Below are 23,228 nucleotides of genomic sequence, written 5' to 3'. Positions count from 1 at the left end.
CCAAATGAAACCAATCGCTCCTCAAACAGTATGAGTATAGAACAATATTTTTAAGGGGGGGTAACATGAAATATCGCATCATAATCTTGATGCTAGTCGCAAGTCTGCTTTCTGGTTGCTCGTTGATTGACAACGCGAATCAATCGTTGAACTATGTCACGGAGACGTCGACTTACATCAATGAAGTTTCAACCTTCTCAGAGCAATTACCAACGATGGCACAAGATGCATTAACCAATTCCGCCGGACTAGACCGATTTACCACTTCATTAGAACAGATGAAACAAGACATTACCCAATTCAATCAACTGGATGCTCCTGCCTTCGCACAAGACGTGCACGACAAGCTAACCCAATACAACGAATCATTCCTCCAAGAGATCAATACCTATATCTCTCAACTCTCTAATGGAACGATTAACTTGGAAACAATAGCGCAGTCAGAAATGGTGCAGACAATGAAGGAGATCACCGAGTTAATGAACCAGCTTCAACAACTTGGTCAGTGACGATCATAATTGGCCTAATTCGACAATAGGTACATATTCTTGATTGCCAAGAATATGTACCTATTTCTCTTTCTGAACTTATGAACTTTTATCCCCACCTCTTATTATGCAACAAAGGCCATTAATCCTAGTAACCGACTTCATCAAAAGCATCACTAAGCATACCCATTAATTATTAATTCAAAGTATTTATTTGTTTTAACCTTATATTTAATATGAAAATATCTTGGTCCTCCATCAAAAACCATCAAATTTTTATTCTTCCAATCAACAGTGTCACTAAGGATAAAATTACAATATATTATTTTTTTACCTTTTTCTATTATTCCAACATATTGTCTCTTATAATCTTTAATATTATCTTTAACAAACACAAGGCTCTCTTTATCATGAAGATTATCTTTATTAGATAAATTAGCAAGATACCGTTCCAATCCATTTTCTAATTGAGCAATCGTTTCTGTATTAGGCATCCATGATTCTGAAAAGATAATACCTTCATAGTTCTGAGTTTTTACGAGTACTGGTTCAATTAAGGCTTGTTGATTTCCTTGGTCATTAATTGTATTAGAACAACTGATTAATAATAAAAATACACTCAACATAACAATTATTTTCTTCAACTTTAGAACACCTCAATTTCGGGATGGTTTATATAGTTTTTTGGACATTTCTTATAGCATCTCATATCTACGAACGACATAATTATCAATCGGTAAACTAAAATCCATCTTGTCCCCCTATTAAAACCTTTTTCCCCGAATATGCCATTTTAGAGTAATACATTCGCCCTTCATCCTTCTAAAGCCTCTAAGTCTTATATTTTCTGTTCTGGGGTTAATTCTTCACCTAGTACTTTTTCGATGCATTTGGGCCATTATATCTATCCGCCAATCGCCATCAGTCAATCGTACAGACTTGACAAGCCAGGCCCTAATAAACTGTTGTTGTGGCAAAAAACAAGCACTTCCAGTGAGTACTATAAAATTACAAGCTTAGGAGGGCGAGCAGTATTGGCTGTTTCTGTGAAAGCGCATTGTAAAAATTCTCGGACTCGTAAAAAACGCAAATGCAAAAGCGTGATGCCGATCGTACGGCAGTCCGATGTCAACCAAGTGGTGGATGCCCTTCAAATCTTGAACAGTCAGTTGACCGGAATCAACTCGAATACGAATAATGACATTACGAATTTAGCCTCTTCGATTAGCAATGGCAGCAGCAACCTGAACGACAATCTCACTCATTCTCTTAGTACGCTGAATGCCTCATTAACCGATATCGTCACAACTAGTGTCAACACGATTGTCAGCAATATGAATACGACAGGCCAAGACAATTGTCAAAACACGGGATTCGGTTCATTCCTCTCTTATTCCATTCCATGCGGAACAACTAGGACATTAGTAGAGAACTTTTCATCCTTGCCGTCAACTCGAATTGAAATTCGTGTATTCAACAATCAACCCCCTACAGAAAGTCCGTGTCGATCAGTACTGGTTATTGTAACCATGGAAGGAACGGTCATTGAGCGGATATTGCCGCTCGGCCAGTTTAATATCCAGGTTAATAATTACGCCAGCCTATCCATTCGCTGCGAATCAACGGTCGGACCTCCTCCAGAAGGCAGTGAATGCATCGGTTCACTTCAAGTGGAAGATTTATTCTGCGCCTGCTGTTCGGATCGTGACCCCATTTGAACAGGAGAGAGGGACTATAACGATGAGGAATAAACTTGAGGCGAAATGTCGACCGAAGAAAAAAGTTTTATGCAGAAGAGACCGAGTCCAAGCGCAGGCAACCACCAGACCTAGTGCGAATCAGGTGGCTTCACTTCTTACCACCTTAAATACGCAGCTCATAAGCACTACTACGAATTTGAACAACAACATTAATGGTTTAAGCAGTGCAATTAATAGTAATAGCAATGCCATAAATGCGAATCTGTCCCGTTCATTAAGCACGCTAACGGCCAATCTGTCTGATAGCATTACGACGACAACCAATACCATAGTTAGCAATATGAATAATACAGGCCAATCGACTTGCGAGCCTCAACAAAATAACAATTTCAACTCTTACCAAGTCTTATGCGGCACTACGGTTACTGTAATCGAGAATCTATCCCTTCGTCCTACAGAGCTGGTATTTATAACCGCAAGGAGCAATCAACTAAGCACGGACGCTTGCCAAGCTACAATCATAATTGTCACGCTAGAAGGCACCGTGATTGAAACGCCGCTCCCTCCAAGATTTGTTCCAAACGGTACGATTAATGAAATTAATATAACAGCCAATAATTATTCCACGATCTCCATTCGCTGCGACTCTTCCGTACAGCCTCCTCCGGCCGGCAGCTTTTGCACGGGAAATATTCAAACACAGGAGCACTTTTGCTTTTGCTGTTCTTCCAACACTTAACTGCATAAGGAGGTGTCTGCGTTGACAAAGTCCAAGGAGACTTGCTGCTCGAATTGTTCCCAAACTTTAACCAGCTGCAAGTGTAAGAAAAATAGCACAAAACCAACTGCAAGAAGCTCTGATTTGTCTTCCGTAGCGAACGCACTCACTACGCTTAATGCCGAGCTTACCGGATTGAACGTGAACCTGAACAGCAATATCAACAATCTGACCAGTACGATCAACAACAACGTTAGCCATTTAAATACCAACCTGAGTCAATCGCTGAGCACCTTGAATACAAGCTTGAATGATAGCGTAGCGGTGAATACGAATACTTTAATCAACAATATGAATACAGCCAACCAAACGACTTGCTTCTTTCGCAATTTTGGGATGGGCAACAGTTTTTTTATTCCATGCGGTGCGGGCATAACTTACTTTAAGGATATCTCTCTCTCAATTAAGAGTGTCGTACAACTACGCGTATTCGCATCAGGAGGACCGTGTCAATTGGTATTGGTTATCGTAATGAAGGACGGAACGATTATCGAGAGGCTAGTTAATAATAACGAAAGCATATTAGTCGATAATTATTCGAGCATATCCTTCCGGTGTGATTCCCCTGTCCCCCCTCCCCCACCCAATTCAGGATGCCAAGGGTTCTATGATTACACCGAATTCTTTTGCATTTGCTGCTCTGCAAATAATGGCGTTTAGGGGGAATTAACAGTGAGCAATATGCCAAAGCAACAATTAATCGCACGCTTAGTTTATGCGCACTTGCCGGAACTAGCAAATTTGGCTAGAAATAATGCCGAGCTATCCATCCTGCAGGAAGCATTCAAAGAAATGATGCTTGCGCGAAGCGAACGCTTCCAAAGCTATATGCAGCGACATGCGGAGTATATCCCCAACGAAGAGCATTTGACGATGGTTAAACAAATTTTCATGCAGGATGAAATTAATAGAAATATTGAATTTCAAAAGATCCAATTCATGCTTCAGGCATCCAGCGCGGTTGTATTAGGAAGAGATTGCGGCTGTGGCAGCAAAAAATTATAAATTAAGGAGGGAATATATTGTCTAGTTGTACGAAAGTAAGATGCGAGCCCGTTCGTAAGACCAAGAGAATGAACCGATGCCGGAAAAGCCCGAGGCGCCGTTTGAATCTTAATCAAGCCGTGGATTTGCTCAACGAAATTAACGCTCAGTTAATCGGGATTAATGCCAATACGAATGAAAGCATTAATAGCTTAACCAGCACGCTAAGCAACAGCAGCAGCAATTTGAACTCCAACTTGACGAATTCCCTCAGCCAACTCAATGCGGATATTGCTGACGGTATTACGACTACAACCAATACGATTATTAACAATATGAACAATACGATTCAGCAGAACTGCAATGTTCTGAATTTTAATATATCTGATAATTATCGCGTGCCGTGCGGAAGCACTGAAGTTGTTATTCAGAATTTATCCACCCTGCCGATAATCAAGGCACAGTTTCAGGTTTTCACTAATTCTGGCGTATGCCAAGCATTTATTATTTTTGTAACGATGGATGGAACCGTCATTGAGAGACAACTGCCACCAGGTGGAACTGGTGGGGTTGAATTTTTTTTCGATAACTATGCCTCGGTGTCGATTCGTTGCGAGTCGCCTAGCGAGCCGCCGGAACCAGATACGTTCTGTACGGGCAGCATACAAGTAAATGAAATTCGTTGCTTCTGTTGCTGATTCATATGACCAGCTAACTACACTTACTAGCAATATTGCATTCTGCTTTTGGGCTGCTCTACTTTTTGAGCAGCCAAGCATAATAGCGAGTTAACGAACTTCACCTCCGGAAAGCTACTATCAGGGCCTTTCATTAAGATTCCGCCTTGATTTTTCAGATACATATCGAAGAAATCCAACATATAGGCATTGATAACAGAGTACGCTCTTTCGGGTGCAATCTTTCCTGTAATCCCCAGCATTTTGAAAATCGGAGAAATGAACTGTACGTCGGCAAAATTCAAATGCTCCGTGTTTTCGATATAGAGAAATTGTCCTCCTTCGTCGACCGTTTCACGTATCCGTTCTAGCTCCAACTTTTTATCTTCCGTTACTTGATCCATCCACTCTCTTGTTGAGCCCATACGGTCAAGCTCTGCATCCGTGTAGACCCGGTTATCCATTACCATTTTTAATTTTTCAAATTCGTTTTCCGAGTTGATGAACAAAAACGGCTTTTGCAGCCCCTCTCTTTCATGCAGTCGGTAAAGCCCTCCATCCAAGTCTATTCCAACCGCGATTCGCGGATCGTAAGAAGCGTCATAGGCCGTTGCTCCACCGATGGAATGACCGAACACCCCGACATGACCAAGATCAATCCTCCCTTTTAGATGACTGGGAATATGCCCCGATTGGATGAGCTCGAATTGGTCGAGCGCTAGCGCCACATCGTCGGTTAAAACTTTTCCCAACTTGTCGCGATTATTGCTTTCCGTCTGGTAATCATGGTCGGGCGAGAATAAGTCGTTGGTTGTACTGGTCGAGATTCGACCGTCTGGAAGCACAGTTGCAAATGTATTGTAGGTGTGGTCGATTACTGCCACGATATATCCGTGACTCGCGAGGTTCTCGGCCTGCGACGTGTGGAGAAACCTGGAAGAGCCGAAGCCGGGATTCGCTAGGATCAGCGGGTATGAGGTCTGTGCCGAAGAGACTTCGGCCCTCGAATAAGCATGACTAGATACGTACTTCAGGTGTTGAAAAGTAAACCCGGGAAGACCATAATCAGCGGCCATATAACTTAATATCTGGGTATCGGGAATAAAGGGAGCATACTTTCCGGAGACAGCTTGTGCAGGATACCATACCTGAACCATCAATTCTCTTTTACCCTCTCTAGCTTCGTCGAAAATCTCTTCCCTATTTGGATCCACGAAATGAAAAGTTTGCGTTCCTACCTTAAATTCTCCTGTCAGTTCAGGTAGTTTAAATACAGGAAATGTATACATAAGTCCCGCTGTTACGAACAGCATTATCGCTATAGCGATATAAGTTGACCCCAAAATAAATTGTGGGATTTTCTGGGGCTCGGTTTTTTTAAAATAGCTATAACCTGAAATGGCTAAAAAAATGATCGTTATGCAATATAGAAAGATCAACTGAATTCTGTATCCTTCCACCATCAAATGAACGATCATTAAAAGTGCGGAAATCCCGCTTGCAATATATACTGGATTTCTACGCCGTCCTTTTTTTAATAGGACGGTTAATGCAAAAAACCCGATGTTTGACAAAAAAAGCAACAGTTCAAACAGTCTCATCTCGATTCTCCTTTTAAAATTTCTATTTTGCTTTATTCCAATCTTATCCTGCCAGGCTGGCCTAATCCATTGATCCGCCTTACATTTACTTACATTAACCTTACAATTTTGTCATTCGATCTGGCGGTATTGTTTAGCTCCCGCTTCCGTTCAGCGGTCAAAGCCTGATTACTTTTCAGATAAAAAATCTACATTAAATATATGTACCGGTATTGGTATATATATTTAATGTAGATTTTTGTCTATTACACATGGTACGATGATTTTATTTGTTGTAATACCTTGGATTATACATACTACATTTACGAGGGGTTGAAGAGATGTTCGGAAGATTAGCTTCTGATGCATTGGGTTTAAGCGACAGATGTAAAGTAATAAAGCCTGGGGACTATAATAATTGTGATACTGATGATTACTTGCTGCATGAAGATCAGGAAAAGATCTTTTTCCTGCTCAAATCTAAATCTGATGAATATTGCTTCACAAACTACGCATTAATTCATTTGGATGGAAAAAATGCTGTAAGCAAGAAGCGCACGTTAAAACGATACAGTTACTCTACTCATAAAATCACTTATGTTTTGCTCGAAACGGCAGGTACACTTGACCTTGATGTTGAAATTAAGTTCAATCTAGGAGGACTTGACTTATCACTTGATATTGCCAAAGAAAACTTGCCAGAACTAAAAGTATTGTATAAAGTACTAGTGGCAATGTCTGATTTGATGAGGAAAAACGAAGATTTAATGAATTATGCTGAACGTGCTGTTAAGATTGCTAGTGAATCTGTTGGCGCTAATCATTCACAAAACTTGAGTCTTGCTGATCAATTCGAGAAAATTACTGTATATTCTTTCATATGGTTGAGTCAATCCAGATCAGACTATACAAGCAAACGTGATTACTCTGATATATTCGAAATGTATATCAAACCATAAACGTATCGCCCATAGGGTGTGAAAAAAAGGCTCTTGTCTATGAACATAATGAACACATGTATAAATAGCCGTCATCTTGTCATCAAGATGACGGCTATTTGACATTTACGTTTTACATTCATGTAATATTTTTTTGTACATAGCGATTTAATTCCAGCGTCTGGCTCTATTAAAACACGCAATATGATAACAGATCATACCTCATCACAACTCGCAGCATCCGTTTTATAAAAGGGAAACTGGCAGTCTCTCCAAACCTCGTAAAAACGCATTTTTTCTCCATTGGATTTCGCTAGATCCCAGATCGAACTTGATATTTGGAAAGCGGTTCAGAAGTGCCGAAAATGCAATTTGGCCTTCCATTCGTGCCAGTGGCGCACCTAAACAAAAATGGCTGCCCAAACCGAATGAAAGATGTTGGTTCGGCGTACGTGTTATATCCAGTATTTCAGGATTCTGAAATTGGGCAGGGTCGCGGTTCGCCGACCCAATTCCTATAAAAATCATATCTCCCCTCTGAATCTGATGCTCTTTGTAGGTGAAATCTTGAGTTACCCAACGATTAGCCATCAAGATTACCGGAGTGGTATATCTCAGGAGCTCTTCTACTGCAGTGTCAATGAACTCTGGTTGATTTTTCAACAACTCCATCTGCTCTCTATGCTGCAACAGTGTGAGGACGCCTGAACCGATCAAGTTGACCGTCGTTTCGAGCCCCGCCACAACTAACAGAAAGAGCATGGAGTAAAGCTCTTCTTCCGTTAACTTATCCCCGTCCTCTTCTACTAGAATCAATTTGCTGATCATATCGTTTTGCGGATTGGTTCTTCTTTCATGAATCAACTGAGCGAGGTAGCTTTTAAACTCTCTCAGATAACGATTCGTTAATTCGTGGTTACCCTCCGACGTATCAACGATGCCGCTTGTCCATTGATGAAATTGTTTCTGATCCTTCTTAGGTATCCCAACGATTTCGGAAAGGACGATATAAGGAAAAGGAGAGGCGTAGCTGCTCATGATCTCTACTTCGTCCTGTTTCTCCATTTCGTCTAGCAGTTCATCGGCAATCTCTTCAATTCGAGGCTTCATTTGAACGAGCATGCTGGGAGTGAAGGCTTTCTGTACCAACGAACGGAGACGGGTGTGGTCGGGAGCATCTTTGGCTAGCATATGATTCGAAACGAAACCAACATCATCACTAGAATTAATACGGCTAATCTGCTCCTCGCTCATCACATTCTTCACATCTCTCGTGATCCGGCTGTCTTTAATGAAGGCTAAACAATCATCGTAACGGGTAATCAACCAAGCCCGGTACGTTGCCCCAAATCGTTTTAATTCAAAAAAATGGATCGGATCCTTCTCTCTGAAATCATTTAAGACGGAATGTGGATCCTGATGAAACTCCGCAGCATGCACATTGAAAGCCAATTTATTCATAACGATTCTCCTCGTATAATAGATTTCAAATCAAGAGCACTATTATTGTTCGGTTAGCTAGTTGTCAAATTCACTTTTGCATCAATGTTCGAGTAGATTTCCTCACAGAATTCCGAGATTACGGACATTGCCTTAGGTTCCATCAGCATCATCATATGATTGGAAGCTTCCACATCAATCATCCGAAAGTCGGGAATATGCCGCTGCCACTCTTCCCAATAAGCTGTTTGATCGAGCGCTACTTTGTCCTCTTCAATTGTGAGAAACGGCTCCAAGGAACCGAGGAAAATGCCGCTTTTGTTTCTAAGATAATAACAGCTCACTTCTTCGGCACGCGAGAGCGGTGAGATTCTATACTCCTCAAACTCGTAAGCTCTTTGCATGTGAATGTTTTTCTGGAGATGACTGCGAATTTGCGCTTCCGTTTTTTTCAGTCCCCGTGACCTGGCAAGCAGAATCATCTCTTCCAAAAACGCCTCGTCCTTCCCATGTACATTCACATCGTCCCGATTGATGAGGGTTTGGGTCATATTTTTCGGATTTTTGGTTACGGAAGCCAGCATCGTATTGACCGTTTGCAATATCAACGTTTTGGTGGAAGGCTTATTTTCTTCAAACAGGATGCTGAACGGCGAGTCGATCATGACAATGGTTCGAACCTGGTCTCCTTCCTGCTGCAATTGCCGTGTGATTTCGTAAGCCAACATCCCTCCTAGAGAAAAACCGCCCAAATCATAGGGGCCCTCTGCCTGCACGGATCGGATGATTTCTATATAGTAGGAGGCCATCTTCTCGATCCCCTTGATCGGAGAGCGATCGTTCATATAACCGCTTGCCTGAATTCCGTAAAACGGCCGATCGCTTTTCCCCGCAATAGCTTGATACATTTCCACACCGCCAACACCGCCATGAAGCCAAAATACGGGCTGTCCTTCCATTCTCCGGTTTAGTTGCACTAATTCGGGAAACGTGTTGGGACGATCCGTTACGCTAGCCCCTGTCAATGGTTTGGTTGCCGCCGTTTTGCCGGGTCGCTTCTTCTTAGGTGTCTGCTCCATACTTATACTCCGCACAAAAGGATACGTCGGCATGTGGATTCTAATCCGATTTTCACCATTCCGAAGCTTCTTCCACGGCACTTCGCCCCCTTGCGCCCAGCAATGCGCAAGCTTGGCATAATCACGCTCTTCATAAAGCGTACGATATACGGACTCTCCCAAATTTCCATGGAGCAAGCTACGGAAGCCTGTCGGGTCTTCCATAGGACGACCTTCGTATACAGGCAGAGACGATTGCAGCTTACCGCTCGTCCTCACAGATTCCAAATATTCGAGCAGAACTTGAACCAATTCTTCCCATGTGGCGACCACCAAGGACAACCGGTACTCCATCGCCGCGCGCCCGACCTGAAGTGTATAGGCTGCATCCGATAGCGCAACTCCAGCTGGCCGCTGCGCGTAAGTAACCAGCTGCCGAGCAGATTCGTGCAATTGTTCTTTCGTCTTCGCCGATAAGATAACGATCTGGGCGGAACGCAGCCCCTCATCCGCAACGGGCTTCGGTAGCAAAGAAATGTACTCTTCCATCACAACACAGGCATTCATGCCACCCGGCGATGAGTGGCTAAGATCTGCTCTTCTCGGAATGAAACCTCCTTCGGCGTTCTTTAAAGCCTGCCATGCCAGACTTTCTTCGCTGAACCAGAAGGAAGTATCCTCCACAGTCGCCTTTCCATCAGCTGGACTAACTCCCGGAGTCCCTGAAAGGACGAAATGCTGCAACGTCAGAACGACCTTAACAAAGCTGGCCATCGCAGATATCGGCTCTATCATACCGACATACCGCGGCACGTCCTCCTGTATATCGATCGGATTCATGCTGATGAGCTGCCTGTATCCGGCTGCCAGCGCCTTCAGCTCCGCAGCATCCTCCGATATAGGGTTCCAACCGTGCACTTCCATATAACCCGTAGTCCGAGGATCTAGATTGGAAGCCCGGTAGGCTGACATTACAGCGTCTGTCATTCCATTTGGACTAGAGGCATGAACGGATGGACCTCTGCCTCCATGCGATATCGCTGTACCTTTAATAACCGCATAGACAGGGTCGCCGTCTTCAATGGCATGCTGTAGGGGCTTAAGAAGGATAACTCCGGCATTATCGCTTCCGACTTGGGACTCTCCAACCAGCGCTTGCTCACATTCCTTGCCGCGTATAGCTTGAATCGCACGGTTTAAGGCAACAAAGAAAGAAGAAGCATCAGCTTCGTAAGATTCGCACGGTCCTCGCAGGTTGAATACGAAAGAAAGTGTATTCGACATCCGAGAGGGCAGCGCATCGCGCTGATGAAATTGATCCTCCGATTCGGTAACTGTAAGACGCGATTCTGTTATGCCTAGAGCGACAAATACACCCGTGGATTTCTCTGATAGGGTCTGCGGCACGATTCCGGCATCCTCTATCGCTTTCCAAGCATGGGTCAGCAGGAAATAATGCTGTCGCTCCAATAACGAAGCTTCATCATCAGAAATTCCAAAGAACGAATGCTCGAATTCTTCGTATTTCTTCAACCCGCTTCCTTTTAAACGACCTGTCGCCTCCTCGCCCGGCGGCTTTTTGTCGATCTGTTTCTCCCAAAACATCGCTACATTCTCGCAGCCCGCAAATTGGCCTGACATCCCGATGATTGCTATCTCCTCGCGGGCATTTTTCTCGACTGCCTCCGAATGATAGACAGCAGATTCTTGCATACTTATTATCTTGTGCTGGGGGATATTAGGCTTTGTCGACTTCGGCGCACGTTCTAATAACGGAATAAATGCCTCGCGGTGATTGGTTGAGAAAAAATCGACAAGCTCTTTTAGATTCGGATATTCAAAAAACAACGTCGGGTTCAATTCGATGCCCGTGTCCCTTTCGATGTCGCGGGTCAGTGCCAGCAGGCAGGCAGAATCGAGTCCCATCTCCATAAGGTTTGCTTCACTATTAGATATGGTAGGAAGATCGGCAGATCTTGCGAGTTTATCTACTAGATAATGGAAAATAGTTGCTTGGAAGACATCATCCTTATTATGGTTGAAATCATTCGAATACAAGAAAGCATCCTGTAGCGGTTGAATGACAGGTCTCAAAGCCATTCGTTTCAGTGAATAGCCTAAATAACGAACCACCGTATCTCCGTCTTCATTGATTGCCTCCACATCAAATACCAACATCTCTCCAGAGTTTTTCGTCAACTTAATGTGCAGCCAGCCCTCCGCGAATGTCTTGTCCTTAACTGCTTGCATTTCTTGAATGCCAAATGGAACGAAGCTTCCCTCTACACCCGTTTGTTTCACTAAATAAAGCATAGCTAAGTAAGCGCTATTGGTAATAAGCGGGTTCACGATATAATCGTGTGTTTCCTCTGACGGGTCAGATTTCAAAACAATTCTGGCAAGCAGTTCCTCGTGACTTGCATAAAGTTGTGTCAATGTTCTAAAGAGCTGCCCCCACTGGACTGTGTCCTCCCCCCTCTCGTAGATGGCATTTAACGAAGGGACAGAATCAAGCGAGTCAAGGATGTAAGAGATGTCTTTTCTTGTTCTGGATAGTTCTGCTGCCAATGTCCCGAACTGCCCCGCCGCCGTTATCCTCCAAGCTTCCGAAGGGCTTCGCCGGTACACAATTTGGAAATCGTTCGAAGCTTCATGAGGAAACGTGACTGTTTCTAGCTCCGCTTTTTGATGTTCCTCCACTTTCACAGGTTCGAGATAATGCAGCTTGCGGATGCAAGCTTCGTTATGTCCCCCAAACTTGTTGAAAAGCGCTTCAACGGCCAAGCTTGCTAGGACGGCACCGACCAAAACCCGGTCGCCATTTACCTTGTGGCCCTTTAAGTAGGGATCGTCGTAATTGCAGCTTATCGCCGCTGTGACCTCACGCTCCCCCTTATCGGGCGTGTCTTCTTCGAATTGGAAGACAACCCCGTGGTCGAATGCATAATGCGGCAGCTCCATCCAGAAGGATGGTTGATCCCCATACAATAGCTCGAAATCGATTGAAATCCCTTCTGTCCAGCGCTGCGCGAGATAACGAAACTCTTTATTTGCCAATGCTGTCCGGATCTTCGGCGCTTCCGCGAACACAGAATGGACCTGTTGGTCCAGGGAGGTATACACCCTGCGATCTGTCGAGGAGGATGCGGACTCATGGAACCAGTCCAACTGTTCCGTCAGTTCGCGAACCGATGAGGTCACAAAGGCCACTCGGAACTCCAACCCATGGTTCAATTTGAGCAGAGATTGCGCAAGAACATTCATATCCAGAGAAGCGTTATCCTTCAGGAAGCTTCGTATTTTTTCGAGATATTGCAAGAGGCTCCACTTCGTCTTTGCCGAAAAGATGATCAAAAATTGCGGCGGCGTTACCAAGCCTCTTGCGTTAGAAGGAGCTTCCCTGACGTATTCTTCCACGATCAAATTTGCATACGCCCCGCCTGCACCAAAGGAGTTGATCATGCTTCTTCTAGGCAAGTCCTTTCCGCTGCGCGGATCTTGAATCTGCTTCCAACGTTCGCCTGTTTCTTGAAGATAAAATGCGGTATTGCTTATTTTAATGTTTGGATTAATCGGATTTGCATTGATTGTAGGCACCAGGGTGCCATGCTTCAGCTGCAAAACTACTTTTGTGAGCTGCGATATGCCAGACGCCGCCTCCAAATGGCCCAAGTTTGATTTGATAGAGCCTAATGCGCAGAACTGTTTCTTGTCCGTAAACTGGGAAAATGCCTGCTGCATGGCAATCACTTCGATCGAGTCTCCCAGTACCGAGCCATTGGCGGCTGATTCAACATATCCGATCGTTGAGGGATCGATTCCAGCTAGACGTAGTGAATCCGCCATCAGGCGCGCCTGCTGCTTCGGATCTGGAGCCGTATACATCTGCCTGCCTCCGCTGTGATTGGCGGCGCTGCTCTTGATCACGGCATGAATGGGATCGCCGTCTTGCAATGCCATAGCGAGCGGCTTCAACAAGACCGCTCCGACGCCTTCCCCCGGGATTAGCCCGTTGCCGTCGCCAAAGCTTCTGCTCTCCTTCCCGCTGCCCAAAAGATTTGCGCGATTCAGCACCTCGTATTTCGACTCGTCTAAAGTCAGGTTGATCCCCCCGGCTATCGCCATCGAGCAACTCTGCTGCTTCAGACTTTCGCAAGCCAGATGAATCGCCGACATCGAGCTGGAGCAAGCGGAGCTTACTGCCAGGCTTGGGCCGGTCAGATTGAAAAAATGAGAGACACGGTTCGCCAGATGCCAGTCCGTTCCGTTGGAACTAAGTACAGCTTGCTTCAACGAAGGAATGCTCCAAAAATATTGATTGTACATATTGCCGACGAACACTCCGACGCCTTTCGACGATTTGTTCGGCAAATCGTTCAGGCGGAGTCTGCCATAGCCTGCATGTTCGAAAGTTTCCCATACCACTTCCAGAAGCAAGCGGAGCTCCGGCGTCATTTCCATCACTTGCCGGCGATCGGTCTCAAACAATTGATAATCGAACCGATCAATTCCCTTCAGAAATCCGCCATAGGTTTGTTGCTTCTCCGGAATTGACGGTTCTTCGGCCGATAATCTCCGGATGAGCGAATTTCGCCAACGCTCCTTCGGAGCCTCTGTAATGCAATTGCGTCCTGCTTGAAGATTCCTCCACAGCTCCTCCAGCGACTCCGACTGCGGATAGCGACCGCTGATGCCAATGATCGCGATATCGTCGTTTGCTCCATCCTTCGTATTGTCATTTTGTCCTTCGTTCCGGATTTCGTTTCGTTTTTCGTGCTGTTCACCTGCCGTTGTCTCGCCTTCGCTATCTAGCTTAAACCTCGCTGCTTCTTGCGGCTTTACAAAACGATCGGACCTTACCTGATATGCTGAAGCAGGCGCTTGTTGGAACAGCTCATGAACACTCCGTGCAGCGTCTTCTCGTTTGAACGCAGCTAACGGTTCAACGGGAGTTTTTTGTTCTGGTACTTCGCTGGTTGACAGCGCCAACCGTCGTTGTAAGGTCTCCCTATGATGGCCTAACAGATAGCTGGTGAGTTCCTGCGCATTCGGATGCTCGAACAAAACCGTTTTGGGAAGCTCGCCCGTCAACTGTTCCAATTCACGAATAAAGCTCACCTGCAAAATCGAGTCGATACCGTATTTTTCGAACGAAGTCACAGAATCGATCCTGTCAGGGGAGAGCTTAATTGCTTTCCCCAGTATCTCCTTCACAGCTTGTAGGGTCTGAGACGCCAGATTCTCTGGAGCAGCGGCCGGATTCACTGCGATTGTTATAGAACTTGTAGTAGACACCTCCTTCCGAAGCAACGGTTCCGGTCCCTTTGACATGTTCGGTAAGTCAGCCAGCGCTTGCATCTGCCGAATTACGCCGTCGCTTTCTGCAGCGATGATTTGCTGACCCAGCCCATGTTCCTCCTCAGCCATAAATGTGACGTTCCGAAAGTTCTCGGATTCGAGCACTCTGTGCCACGTTTCCGGAAGCAAAGCCGGACAGCCGTCAATGCGCAGCTCAGGATCCTCGTACAACCACCAGCCTTCAAGCAGGCCAAAGGTCAGGTGGGAGAAAAGATTGTTGCTGCTAATCTCGTTAAGCAGTAGCAATCCCCTGTTTTTCAGGAGAGCCTTGGCGTTTCGCAGCGTTTGACGAATGTTTGGAGTTGCGTGCAACACGTTCGCTGCGACCACCACATCATAGCCGCCTGCATCGATCCCCTGGGATGCGACCGGCTCTTCCACATTGAAAATGCTATAGGTCAAAAAAGGATTCTCCTGTCCGTACTCCCGCTCCGCATGATGCAGAAAGGCTTTGGACAAATCCGTATAGCAGTATTCCCGGATGTGCTTCTGGTAGGGTTTGAGCTTCTGGAACACCATCGCGCTGGTACCGCCCGTGCCTGCCCCGATCTCCAAAATGCGAATCTTTGCGCCGGGCTCCTGCTTCAATCTTTCCTGCAGATAAGCGGTTAATGTATCCGCCAGTACTTCATTGAAGTAATCCGCTACGGGATTATGCTTGTAGACGCCTTCCACTAACGCCATGGAGGAACCCGGGAATAAAATATCGGTAGCAGGAACCCTGCCGGACAAAATATCCGGCAAGGATTTTATGGTTGCGTCAACTAGTGCGACCATCGCTTTTCTATTGCGGTCAGCCAGCCATTCGGCGGTTTCCGCTTCCCATTCCCTCCACAGCGATTTGCTATCGAGCAGGGTAGGGTCCACAGCCCGATAGGCGTTTCCTTCTTGCAATACATAATGATTTCGAGCCAAAATCGCTGCGGTCTCCCGAAACCATCTGCCATAATAGCCAGACAGTCCGGTATCCGAGCTAAAGTTCACCACGGAATGCGTTTCCGTGAATAGACCCATTGACTGCAGTTGACCCCATACCATCTTGCAAAGAAGCTGTTCCACATTTTGCATGCTCGGTTCCCCCTTAATGGATCAACTGTATCTTTTTCTGGTCACCCAACTTATAGCTGCTGCGAAGAGTTTTCAAATTTACGCCGGAACTCTCCGGATATACCGTTACCCATTCTTTTGCATCGTTTGTCTCCTTCGTGACCGGGGACGTCGTTTTCATGAGAACGAGCTGGTCCAAAGGTCCTCCCAGGAGCATATCCAATGTCTTCATCGCCTCCGAAGGCTCGATGGAGCCAACGCCCGCCTGCGTCATCCGCTCTTGGTACTCCTTGGAGGCGACGATCCCGACGCTTCCCCAATAGCTCCAGTTTATGATCTTCACTGCGCAGGACCAATCTTGCGAAAGCCGCTGGGCGAAAGCGTCCTTGAAGGCGCAGCCAGCCGAATAATTACTCTGTCCCGGCGCCCTTGCAAAGGATTGAATGGAGGAGAAAAACAATACGAAATCAAGTGTTTCTTGCTCGAACACTTCCGCAATCTGCACGCAAACATCCGCTTTGGCCGAGTATACTTGGGTAAAACGGTCTTCCTCCATGTTGGCAAGACTTTGATCCGAAAGAACGATAGCAGAATGAATCACCCCGTGAATGTGCGGATGCCTGCGCTTAATTTGTTCGTAGGCTCTTTGCAAATCCGTACGATCAGTCGCATCGGCTTCAATATAGAGAGGCTCAGGGCCCAAGGCCGCCAAACGATCCAGCTTGGCTTGAATCCATTCATCCTTGCTTCTCCTGCCGATCCAGATCACCTGTGCCTGATACGTACGAATCATATGCTCACTCCATGCTTCACCTATTCCCCCGGCTCCCCCGATCACGACGTACACACCTTTTTGCCTGTATAAGCAAGTGGAATATTCGCGAGACTGAACCGGAATCAGGCGCTGTCTGTACCATTCCTGGTTTCGGTAACCCCAAGTTTCTCCTTGTGAATCCACAGGAAAGCTAAAGAGATCTTCCATAGGAAGGCAGCGTCTATCGTCCACATCAATCAGCCGAATATGCCAGTCCAAAAATTCCTTGGCCGCCGAACCCATGAAGCCATGAATGCCCGCATGGGTCGGATTTATCTGATCGTACTTCAGAACAAGCTGGGAACGTTCTGTAACCACCGTCCAGCTTATTTTCCTACTGCCGTATCCCAAGCGAAGCACGGCCTTCAAGAATTTAAAGATTGGCAGAATGCTTTCCTCTGACCGTCCGAACCCTTCATCTCCATATTTACGCCCGGCAGGCAATGAAGGCTCAATCCACACGATATGGCTGACGATCCCCAAGGCTTCCAACTGGTTGGCCATCTTGTCCACGGATTCTAAAGGATAAATCTGAAGCGGCTGTGCTTCTGGATACATTTCCCGAATGCGCACGATATCATTGTCATCCCCTCCGATGATCAGAACCCGATCACTTGAAACCGGGAATGCTTGGTGACTATGGACTTTCACCGTATCCCAGACAGGTGTCAATAAGTGGACGTTATCGACCGGTTCGCCAGTACTTTCTGAAGGAATCTGTCTCGTCTTGATGCGAGATGGTCCTCCCCCTTCCAGTTCTCGTGAGGCAATCCCTTTGATACGTACGCGCACTAGACCCTGTTCGTCCGCCAAGTCGATATTCAGCCTTTGCATATTATCATGGTTGTCTACCGATCTTCTGACATAGGCCCACATCCTTGGCGTACATGTACCGAAAACATCCACTTCCTGCAGAGCAAAAGGCAGCGACAGCGGCTCGCCGGCGTTATCCATTCTTACCCCGATAGCCGCCTGCAGCGCAGAATCCAGCAGGCTGGGATGAAGCACGAATATATCGGCAGTCTCCGCCAATGAGTCAGGCAGAGACAGCTTAGCCAGCGCTTGATCCTCTCCCATGTACACGCTCTCGATTCCCCGGTGTCCAGGACCATAATCAATCCCCATTGATTTGAAAATTTCATAGCATTGTTGGGAACTAAGCGTGCTTGAGCTGCACTGGGAAAGCAGTGACTTCAGATCCAGCATCGGTTGCTCTTCCGTTAGGCCGATTGCCATTCTGCCTTGACCATAGATAATTCGTTCTCCTTCATCGCCAGCAGGCTCACGGTAGACTTCGAAAGCAATCTCTCCGTTATCTTGTGGAGAAAGACCTATCTCCGTCTGCATAGGTCCGTCGCCGAGCGTCAGGGGCTGTATCCAGACCATGTTGCGGATTCGAAGTCCAGTTCTGTCGTTCTTCGCCCCTCTAACAGCGTGCATCAGAGCTTCCCGCGCCATCTCAAGATACGCCACACCGGGCAATACCGGCTTGCCCATCACTTTATGATCGGCAAGGAAAAACTCCTGTCCGGTAAACGTCGAGCTGAACCGCTGTTCCGTCAAGTCCGAGGTGTTAAGGTGCAGCAGAGGGTGCAGGACCGCTGCGAAGGCTCCAGCGCTCGTGGCGCTCAGAACTGTAGCGCTCCCGCTTACCTTGCTCGCACCATCGCCAGCCCAGTACCGTTCCTTAGCAAACGGATACGTCGGCAGCGGAATTCTGCGCGGTCGACTCTCGCCGTACAGCTTCTCCCAGTCCACGTTTAACCCTTTGACCCAAAATTCCAGCAGCTTTCCGTATTTCCCGCGCTGCATCCATTTTTCGACTGCTTCTTGAATTTCCTCATCGGCAGTCAGCATGTGCATTGCACCTTTATCAACACGTCCCCGGTACACATCCCCCAGGCTTTCCCTGCTCTCCAAGAAGCCTTCCAGCTTCTCCTTCAGGTCTGCCATCGAACCCGCTAGGATGCCAAGCCGCTCTTCCATGGCTTCCCGGCCTACTTGCAGCGTATAGGCTATCCTGAGCAGATCGCTGTCCGTGTAGCGCCCTTCTGTAATAGACTCCACGGCCTGCCGTGCCTGTTCCTTAAGACGTTCTTCATTTCTCGCCGACCAGACCAGAACGACCGGATGATCCACAATCGCTGCGGCCGCGTCCTTCGGCACATACTCCTCGATGACCACGTGAGCATTCACGCCGCCAATGCCGAAGGAGCTGACACCTGCCCGCCGGGGCAATTCTTGCCCTTGCGAGTCCTTCAGCGCTCGCCACTCCTGCGTTTCCCGTACGATGTAAAACGGACTGCCTTCCAGTTGGATATAGGGGTTGAGGGTATCACAGTGCAGGCTCTTCGCCAGCGTTTTGTGTTTCAGTTGAAGCAGGATTTTAATCACTCCCGCCACTCCCGCTGCCAGAGACAGATGACCGATATTCGTTTTCACGGAGCCCAGTCCACAGTGCCTGTCAACCACCTGGCTATCCCCGGTTTTTCGGTACAGCTCCTGAAAAGCAGACTTCAGGCCGTTAACTTCAATCGGATCGCCCAGCGACGTCCCCGTACCGTGCGCTTCAATATACGTGACCGTACGCGGATCAATTCCCGCTTTGGTGTACGCTGTCTGCAGCAGCTCCGATTGCGCCTTCGGGTTCGGCGTCGTCAGAGAATTCGCGCGTCCTCCGTGGTTCACCGCCGTGCCGCGGATTACGCCGTATATATTATCCCCGTCCCGTTCCGCTGCGCTCAGCTTCTTAAGGAATAGAATCCCTGCTCCTTCGCTGGCCGCAAAGCCGTCGGCATTGTTCGAGAACGTCTTGCATCTTCCTTCCTTGCTCAAGGCGCCGGCCTTATCATAGGCAATGTGGCCTTGCGGCGTTACTAACGTATTGACGCCCCCGGCTATGGCCATTTCACAGGTACCGTCCTCAATAGCCCGGACCGCATTATGGATAGCGACGAGCGAAGAAGAACAAGCTGTGTCGATCGGTTCACTAGGACCATGGAGATTCATAAAGTAGCTGACTCGATTCGGACCGGCAGACGGACTCATGTTGGCAGCGGAAGAACCTTCGATATCTTCATTTGTAAGAAGAGAGCTATAACCGGTGTTACCCGTTCCGATGTAGATGCCAGTCTGCGTTCCCGATAAGCTCTGGGCTGAATAACCCGCATCCTCGACCGCTTTCCAGGCATAGGTCATCAGCAGACGCTGCTGCGGTTCCATCTGTTCCGCTTCCCGTGGCGAGATGCCGAAGAATAACGGATCGAATTCAGCGATGCCTTCAATGAATCCGCCCCATTTGACGTTCGTTTTGTTAGCTTCCCTAACCGGATCACCGTAATAATCGCGCCAGTCCCAGCGATCCTTGGGAATTTCGGTGATGCAGTCTTCCCCGGCTTCCAGCTTGCTCCAGTATGCGTGCACATCCTCAGCTCCTGGGAAAATACCACTCATCCCTACAACAGCAATCGGTTCGGGGACACCAGTCTGATGCTTCGGAGTAGCAAACGCTGCGGAGCTAGCGAAACGCGAGTGCCGTCGTTGCAAGGATTCCGCGTTAGCGTTTTTCGTTTCTACAGGCTGGACAGTGCTCCGGGTTTGAGGCTGTAAGATGGCAAATTGCGCCGCCATCGCCGCCTGATGCTGATTGGTCAAATAATCCATGACCGCCCGAAGGCTGGTATATTCGAAAAATACGGTTGGTGTCAGCTCAAGCTTGAACAGCATGTTCAGCTTGTTGGCGAACTCGATCAGGGTAATGGAGTCAAAGCCGTATTCGTTAAATTCCAAGTCGACATCGATCGCATCCACTTTAATCTTGAGTAGTTTGGACACTTCGAGCTTCAGAGCAGACAACACCTTATCCGCCAAATTTCCCGCGTCACCCGCTGGCGTAATCAAAGGCTCCTTAATTTCAATAACAGCTGTCGGAGGAATCGCTTGTTCCAGCGCCATTGATGGAAGCTGCTGTTTGATATGAGTCAGCTCGCCCTCCATAACCAGAACCTCGCTTTTGCCAGAGGCTAACCCTTGGTACAACGCCGAAATGCCAGCTGATGTCCGCATGGCCGTGATGCCGTATCTCTGCCGTGTCATTAATTCCGTTTCGGCATCAACCCTCATGCCGCCTTCTTTCCAGTAAGGCCAATGGATCGAAAGGGTGTGCCCGTGGCGATATAGCGTTTTAATCAGAGAATTCCGATACGTAGCGTAAGCGTCCATAAAAGCGTTGGCCATCGCATAATCTGCTTGCCCAGCGCTTCCAAATGTGCTCGCCAGAGAGGAAAATAGAATAAAGAAATCAAGCGGCAGCTCCTTGGTTGCTTCATCTAGATTCACGAGTCCCCGCACCTTAGGCGCGAGAACCTCCTGCATTTCTTCCGTCGTTTTGTTGACGAGATAATTATCTTTTATAATGCCTGCACTATGAAGAATGCCATCAAGCTTGCCATAATCCCGTTGTATGTCGCCGATCAATGAATGGGCGTCTTCTTCCAGCGTCACATCCACCTGCCTGTACACAACCTTCGCGCCTGTAGCCGCAAGCTCTTGAATCCGGCCCCGCTGTTCTGGGCTCAAGGTTGAACGTCCCACAAGAACGAGGGTGCTGCGTGTTGTTTGGCGCACGATGTCACGGGCAAAGATGAAGCCAAGCCCTCCCGCCCCGCCAGAAATAAGATAGACCCCTTCGTCTTTCCAAGGGACTGGAGCATGATCCCCGAGCGCTTTCATTTCATTCCAGTCCACGACGCATCTCTGTCCTATTTGATAGCGGATCCTTTTTTCTTTGCTGCTGTGCTTGTTTTCTTCCAATCTGGCAACAAGTTCTTCGAACGTTATCTCCGCATCCAATATAATCGTTTGTCCCGTAAGCTTGGAATGCTCCAGTTCAGCCGTCTGCAACAGCCCCGACAGCCCCGCAAACAATTGCTGTTCGCCCTGCGAAGAGACCACCACTTGGAGTAGTACGCGTTCTTTCGACTTCCCGGTGAGAAGATCCCGAATAATCTCGAAGACCTGCTCTGCACAAGAATGGAAATGCTCTGCCACTCCCTGCTGGCCAAACGCCAATTGAATGAACTGCATCCCGCTCGGAGCGTTATCAATTTCCCTACTACTGAGCTCCGTCATTCCGCAAAGAATTACCAAATGCCGAGCATATTCTAGACTAGTCCTCGACGCCTCGACGGCTTGTGGTTTCCAGACTGGCTCCAGCATGAATGTTTCAAGGGTTACCGGGAGCGTTGCCCCCTTGTCCGGATTCCGCTCCACTTCGGCCTCCCTGAAGGACAAGCCTTTGAGCCGAACGCAGACCCGGCCGTGCTCATCGCACAGCTCAATATCCCGTTTTGCTATTTTGTCTCCAGACTTGCTGCCTGCGCTGTGCCGGGCATATACCCACATGCCAGACGTACATTTGCCGAATATCTCAAGCTCATCCACAGCAAAAGGCAGCATCAATGGCACATCTTCCGAATGTGCGAGAAGACTGGATGCCTGCAGAGCCGAATCCATTAATCCCGGATGAAGCACATAAGAATCGGCAAAATCGAGCACTTCGGAAGGCAGAGACAGCGTAGCAAGCAGGAAGTCTTCTCCCATATAAACCTGTTCCACTCCGCAAAATGCCGGTCCGTAGTCGAAGCCGATTCTCTTGTAGGTGTCATACACGTCACGTACGGTAAAAGCACTTGGCCTGCTTGCCGCCTGTAGGCGACTGAGCTCAATTATCGGATTCTGGGAGACGGAGCTAACCTCGGCACTGCCTTGGCTGTACAGGATAGGTTGACCATCGGCGGTTTCCGAATGACTGTACACCTCGTACGCCAGCTCCCCGTCCTCTCTAGGATGCAAGCTGATATGAACTTGCACCGGTTGTTCTGTCACGATGATCGGACGAATCCAAACGACGTTCTTGAGTCGAATTTCCGCTTGAGCGTCAACCCAATCGCCGACGGCCTGCCGCACTGCTTCGCGAGCCATCTCCAGATGGGCAACCCCAGGCAAAATAGGCTGTCCTTTCACAACATGATCGGCAAGGAAAAATTCCCCGCCAGTAAAAGTCGAGCTGAACCGCTGTTCCCTCAGGTCGGAGGTGTTCCGATGCAGCAGAGGGTGCAGAACCATTGCGGAGGACCCAGCGTTCATGGCGCTCAGACCTGTAGTGCTCCTACTTACCTTGCTCGCGCCATCTCCAACCCAGTAGCGTTCCTTGGCAAACGGATACGTCGGCAGCGGAATTCTGCGCGGTCGATTCGCACCGTACAGCTTCTCCCAGTCCACGTTTAATCCTTTCACCCAAAATTCCAGCAGCTTTCCGTATTTTCCGCGCTGCATCCATTTTCCGACCGCTTCTTGAATTTCCTC

The 23,228-nt window shown here is 47.6% G+C and carries 12 protein-coding genes (1 of these 12 running past the window's edge); 7 read left to right on the top strand and 5 right to left on the bottom strand.

The window, feature by feature from the left end; genetic code table 11:
* Positions 1-89 precede the first annotated feature (89 nt).
* The gene (locus tag AC50YO_RS02160; protein ID WP_494842639.1) at positions 90-509 is read left to right on the top strand and encodes a DUF6376 family protein; all 420 of its coding nucleotides are present in this window, start codon (positions 90-92) and stop codon (positions 507-509) included.
* Positions 510-664: 155 nt separating this feature from the next.
* Here AC50YO_RS02160 and AC50YO_RS02155 read toward each other — a convergent pair whose 3' ends face one another.
* Positions 665-1,132, bottom strand: a complete 468-nt coding sequence (locus tag AC50YO_RS02155; RefSeq protein WP_494842637.1) for a hypothetical protein — start codon at positions 1,130-1,132, stop codon at positions 665-667.
* A gap of 390 nt (positions 1,133-1,522) precedes the next feature.
* Between AC50YO_RS02155 and AC50YO_RS02150 the strand changes: the two genes are divergently transcribed.
* Genes AC50YO_RS02150 through AC50YO_RS02130 form a run of 5 tightly spaced genes read left to right on the top strand, consistent with a single transcriptional unit; the run spans position 1,523 to position 4,648 of the window.
* A complete protein-coding gene (locus AC50YO_RS02150; RefSeq protein ID WP_494842635.1) occupies positions 1,523-2,206 on the top strand; it encodes a hypothetical protein in 684 nt (227 codons plus the stop codon).
* Positions 2,207-2,228: 22 nt separating this feature from the next.
* Positions 2,229-2,927, top strand: coding sequence for a hypothetical protein (locus tag AC50YO_RS02145; RefSeq protein ID WP_494842633.1), 699 nt, complete (start codon positions 2,229-2,231; stop codon positions 2,925-2,927).
* Between the two features lie 21 nt (positions 2,928-2,948).
* Entirely contained in the window at positions 2,949-3,626 is a 678-nt protein-coding gene (locus tag AC50YO_RS02140) for a hypothetical protein (RefSeq protein WP_494842631.1), read from the top strand.
* Positions 3,627-3,638: 12 nt separating this feature from the next.
* Complete coding sequence (locus AC50YO_RS02135; RefSeq protein WP_494842629.1) at positions 3,639-3,971, top strand: hypothetical protein; 333 nt, start codon at positions 3,639-3,641, stop codon at positions 3,969-3,971.
* Between the two features lie 17 nt (positions 3,972-3,988).
* Positions 3,989-4,648, top strand: a complete 660-nt coding sequence (locus AC50YO_RS02130) for a hypothetical protein (RefSeq protein WP_494842627.1) — start codon at positions 3,989-3,991, stop codon at positions 4,646-4,648.
* Positions 4,649-4,674: 26 nt separating this feature from the next.
* Here the strand turns inward: AC50YO_RS02130 and AC50YO_RS02125 are convergent, their stop codons facing one another.
* Positions 4,675-6,228, bottom strand: a complete 1,554-nt coding sequence (locus AC50YO_RS02125; RefSeq protein ID WP_494842625.1) for an alpha/beta hydrolase family protein — start codon at positions 6,226-6,228, stop codon at positions 4,675-4,677.
* A gap of 320 nt (positions 6,229-6,548) precedes the next feature.
* On the opposite strand from AC50YO_RS02125, the gene AC50YO_RS02120 reads away from it, so the two are divergent.
* Positions 6,549-7,166 carry a PH domain-containing protein gene (locus AC50YO_RS02120; protein WP_494842623.1) on the top strand — a complete coding sequence of 206 codons (618 nt, stop codon included), beginning with the start codon at positions 6,549-6,551 and terminating at the stop codon, positions 7,164-7,166.
* A 225-nt stretch (positions 7,167-7,391) separates the two neighbouring features.
* Here AC50YO_RS02120 and AC50YO_RS02115 read toward each other — a convergent pair whose 3' ends face one another.
* The 3 genes in view from AC50YO_RS02115 to AC50YO_RS02105 are tightly spaced (at most 53 nt apart) and all read right to left on the bottom strand, a layout consistent with a single transcriptional unit that may run on beyond the window.
* Positions 7,392-8,606: a cytochrome P450 family protein gene (locus AC50YO_RS02115; RefSeq protein WP_494842621.1), complete on the bottom strand. Its 1,215-nt coding sequence runs from the start codon at positions 8,604-8,606 to the stop codon at positions 7,392-7,394.
* Positions 8,607-8,659: 53 nt separating this feature from the next.
* The gene (locus AC50YO_RS02110; RefSeq protein WP_494842619.1) at positions 8,660-16,069 is read right to left on the bottom strand and encodes a beta-ketoacyl synthase N-terminal-like domain-containing protein; all 7,410 of its coding nucleotides are present in this window, start codon (positions 16,067-16,069) and stop codon (positions 8,660-8,662) included.
* A gap of 13 nt (positions 16,070-16,082) precedes the next feature.
* Positions 16,083-23,228, bottom strand: the 3' portion of a protein-coding gene (locus tag AC50YO_RS02105; RefSeq protein ID WP_494842617.1) for an amino acid adenylation domain-containing protein. 9,510 nt of this gene lie beyond the right edge of the window; 7,146 of the gene's 16,656 nt are visible here — the last part of the coding sequence; the start codon falls outside the window, past its right edge; the stop codon is at positions 16,083-16,085.

It is taken from the genome of Paenibacillus sp. J22P59 (assembly GCF_059383895.1).
The sequence above is the reverse complement of the archived record's forward strand: the minus strand, read 5'-3'. Positions and strand labels throughout refer to the sequence as shown.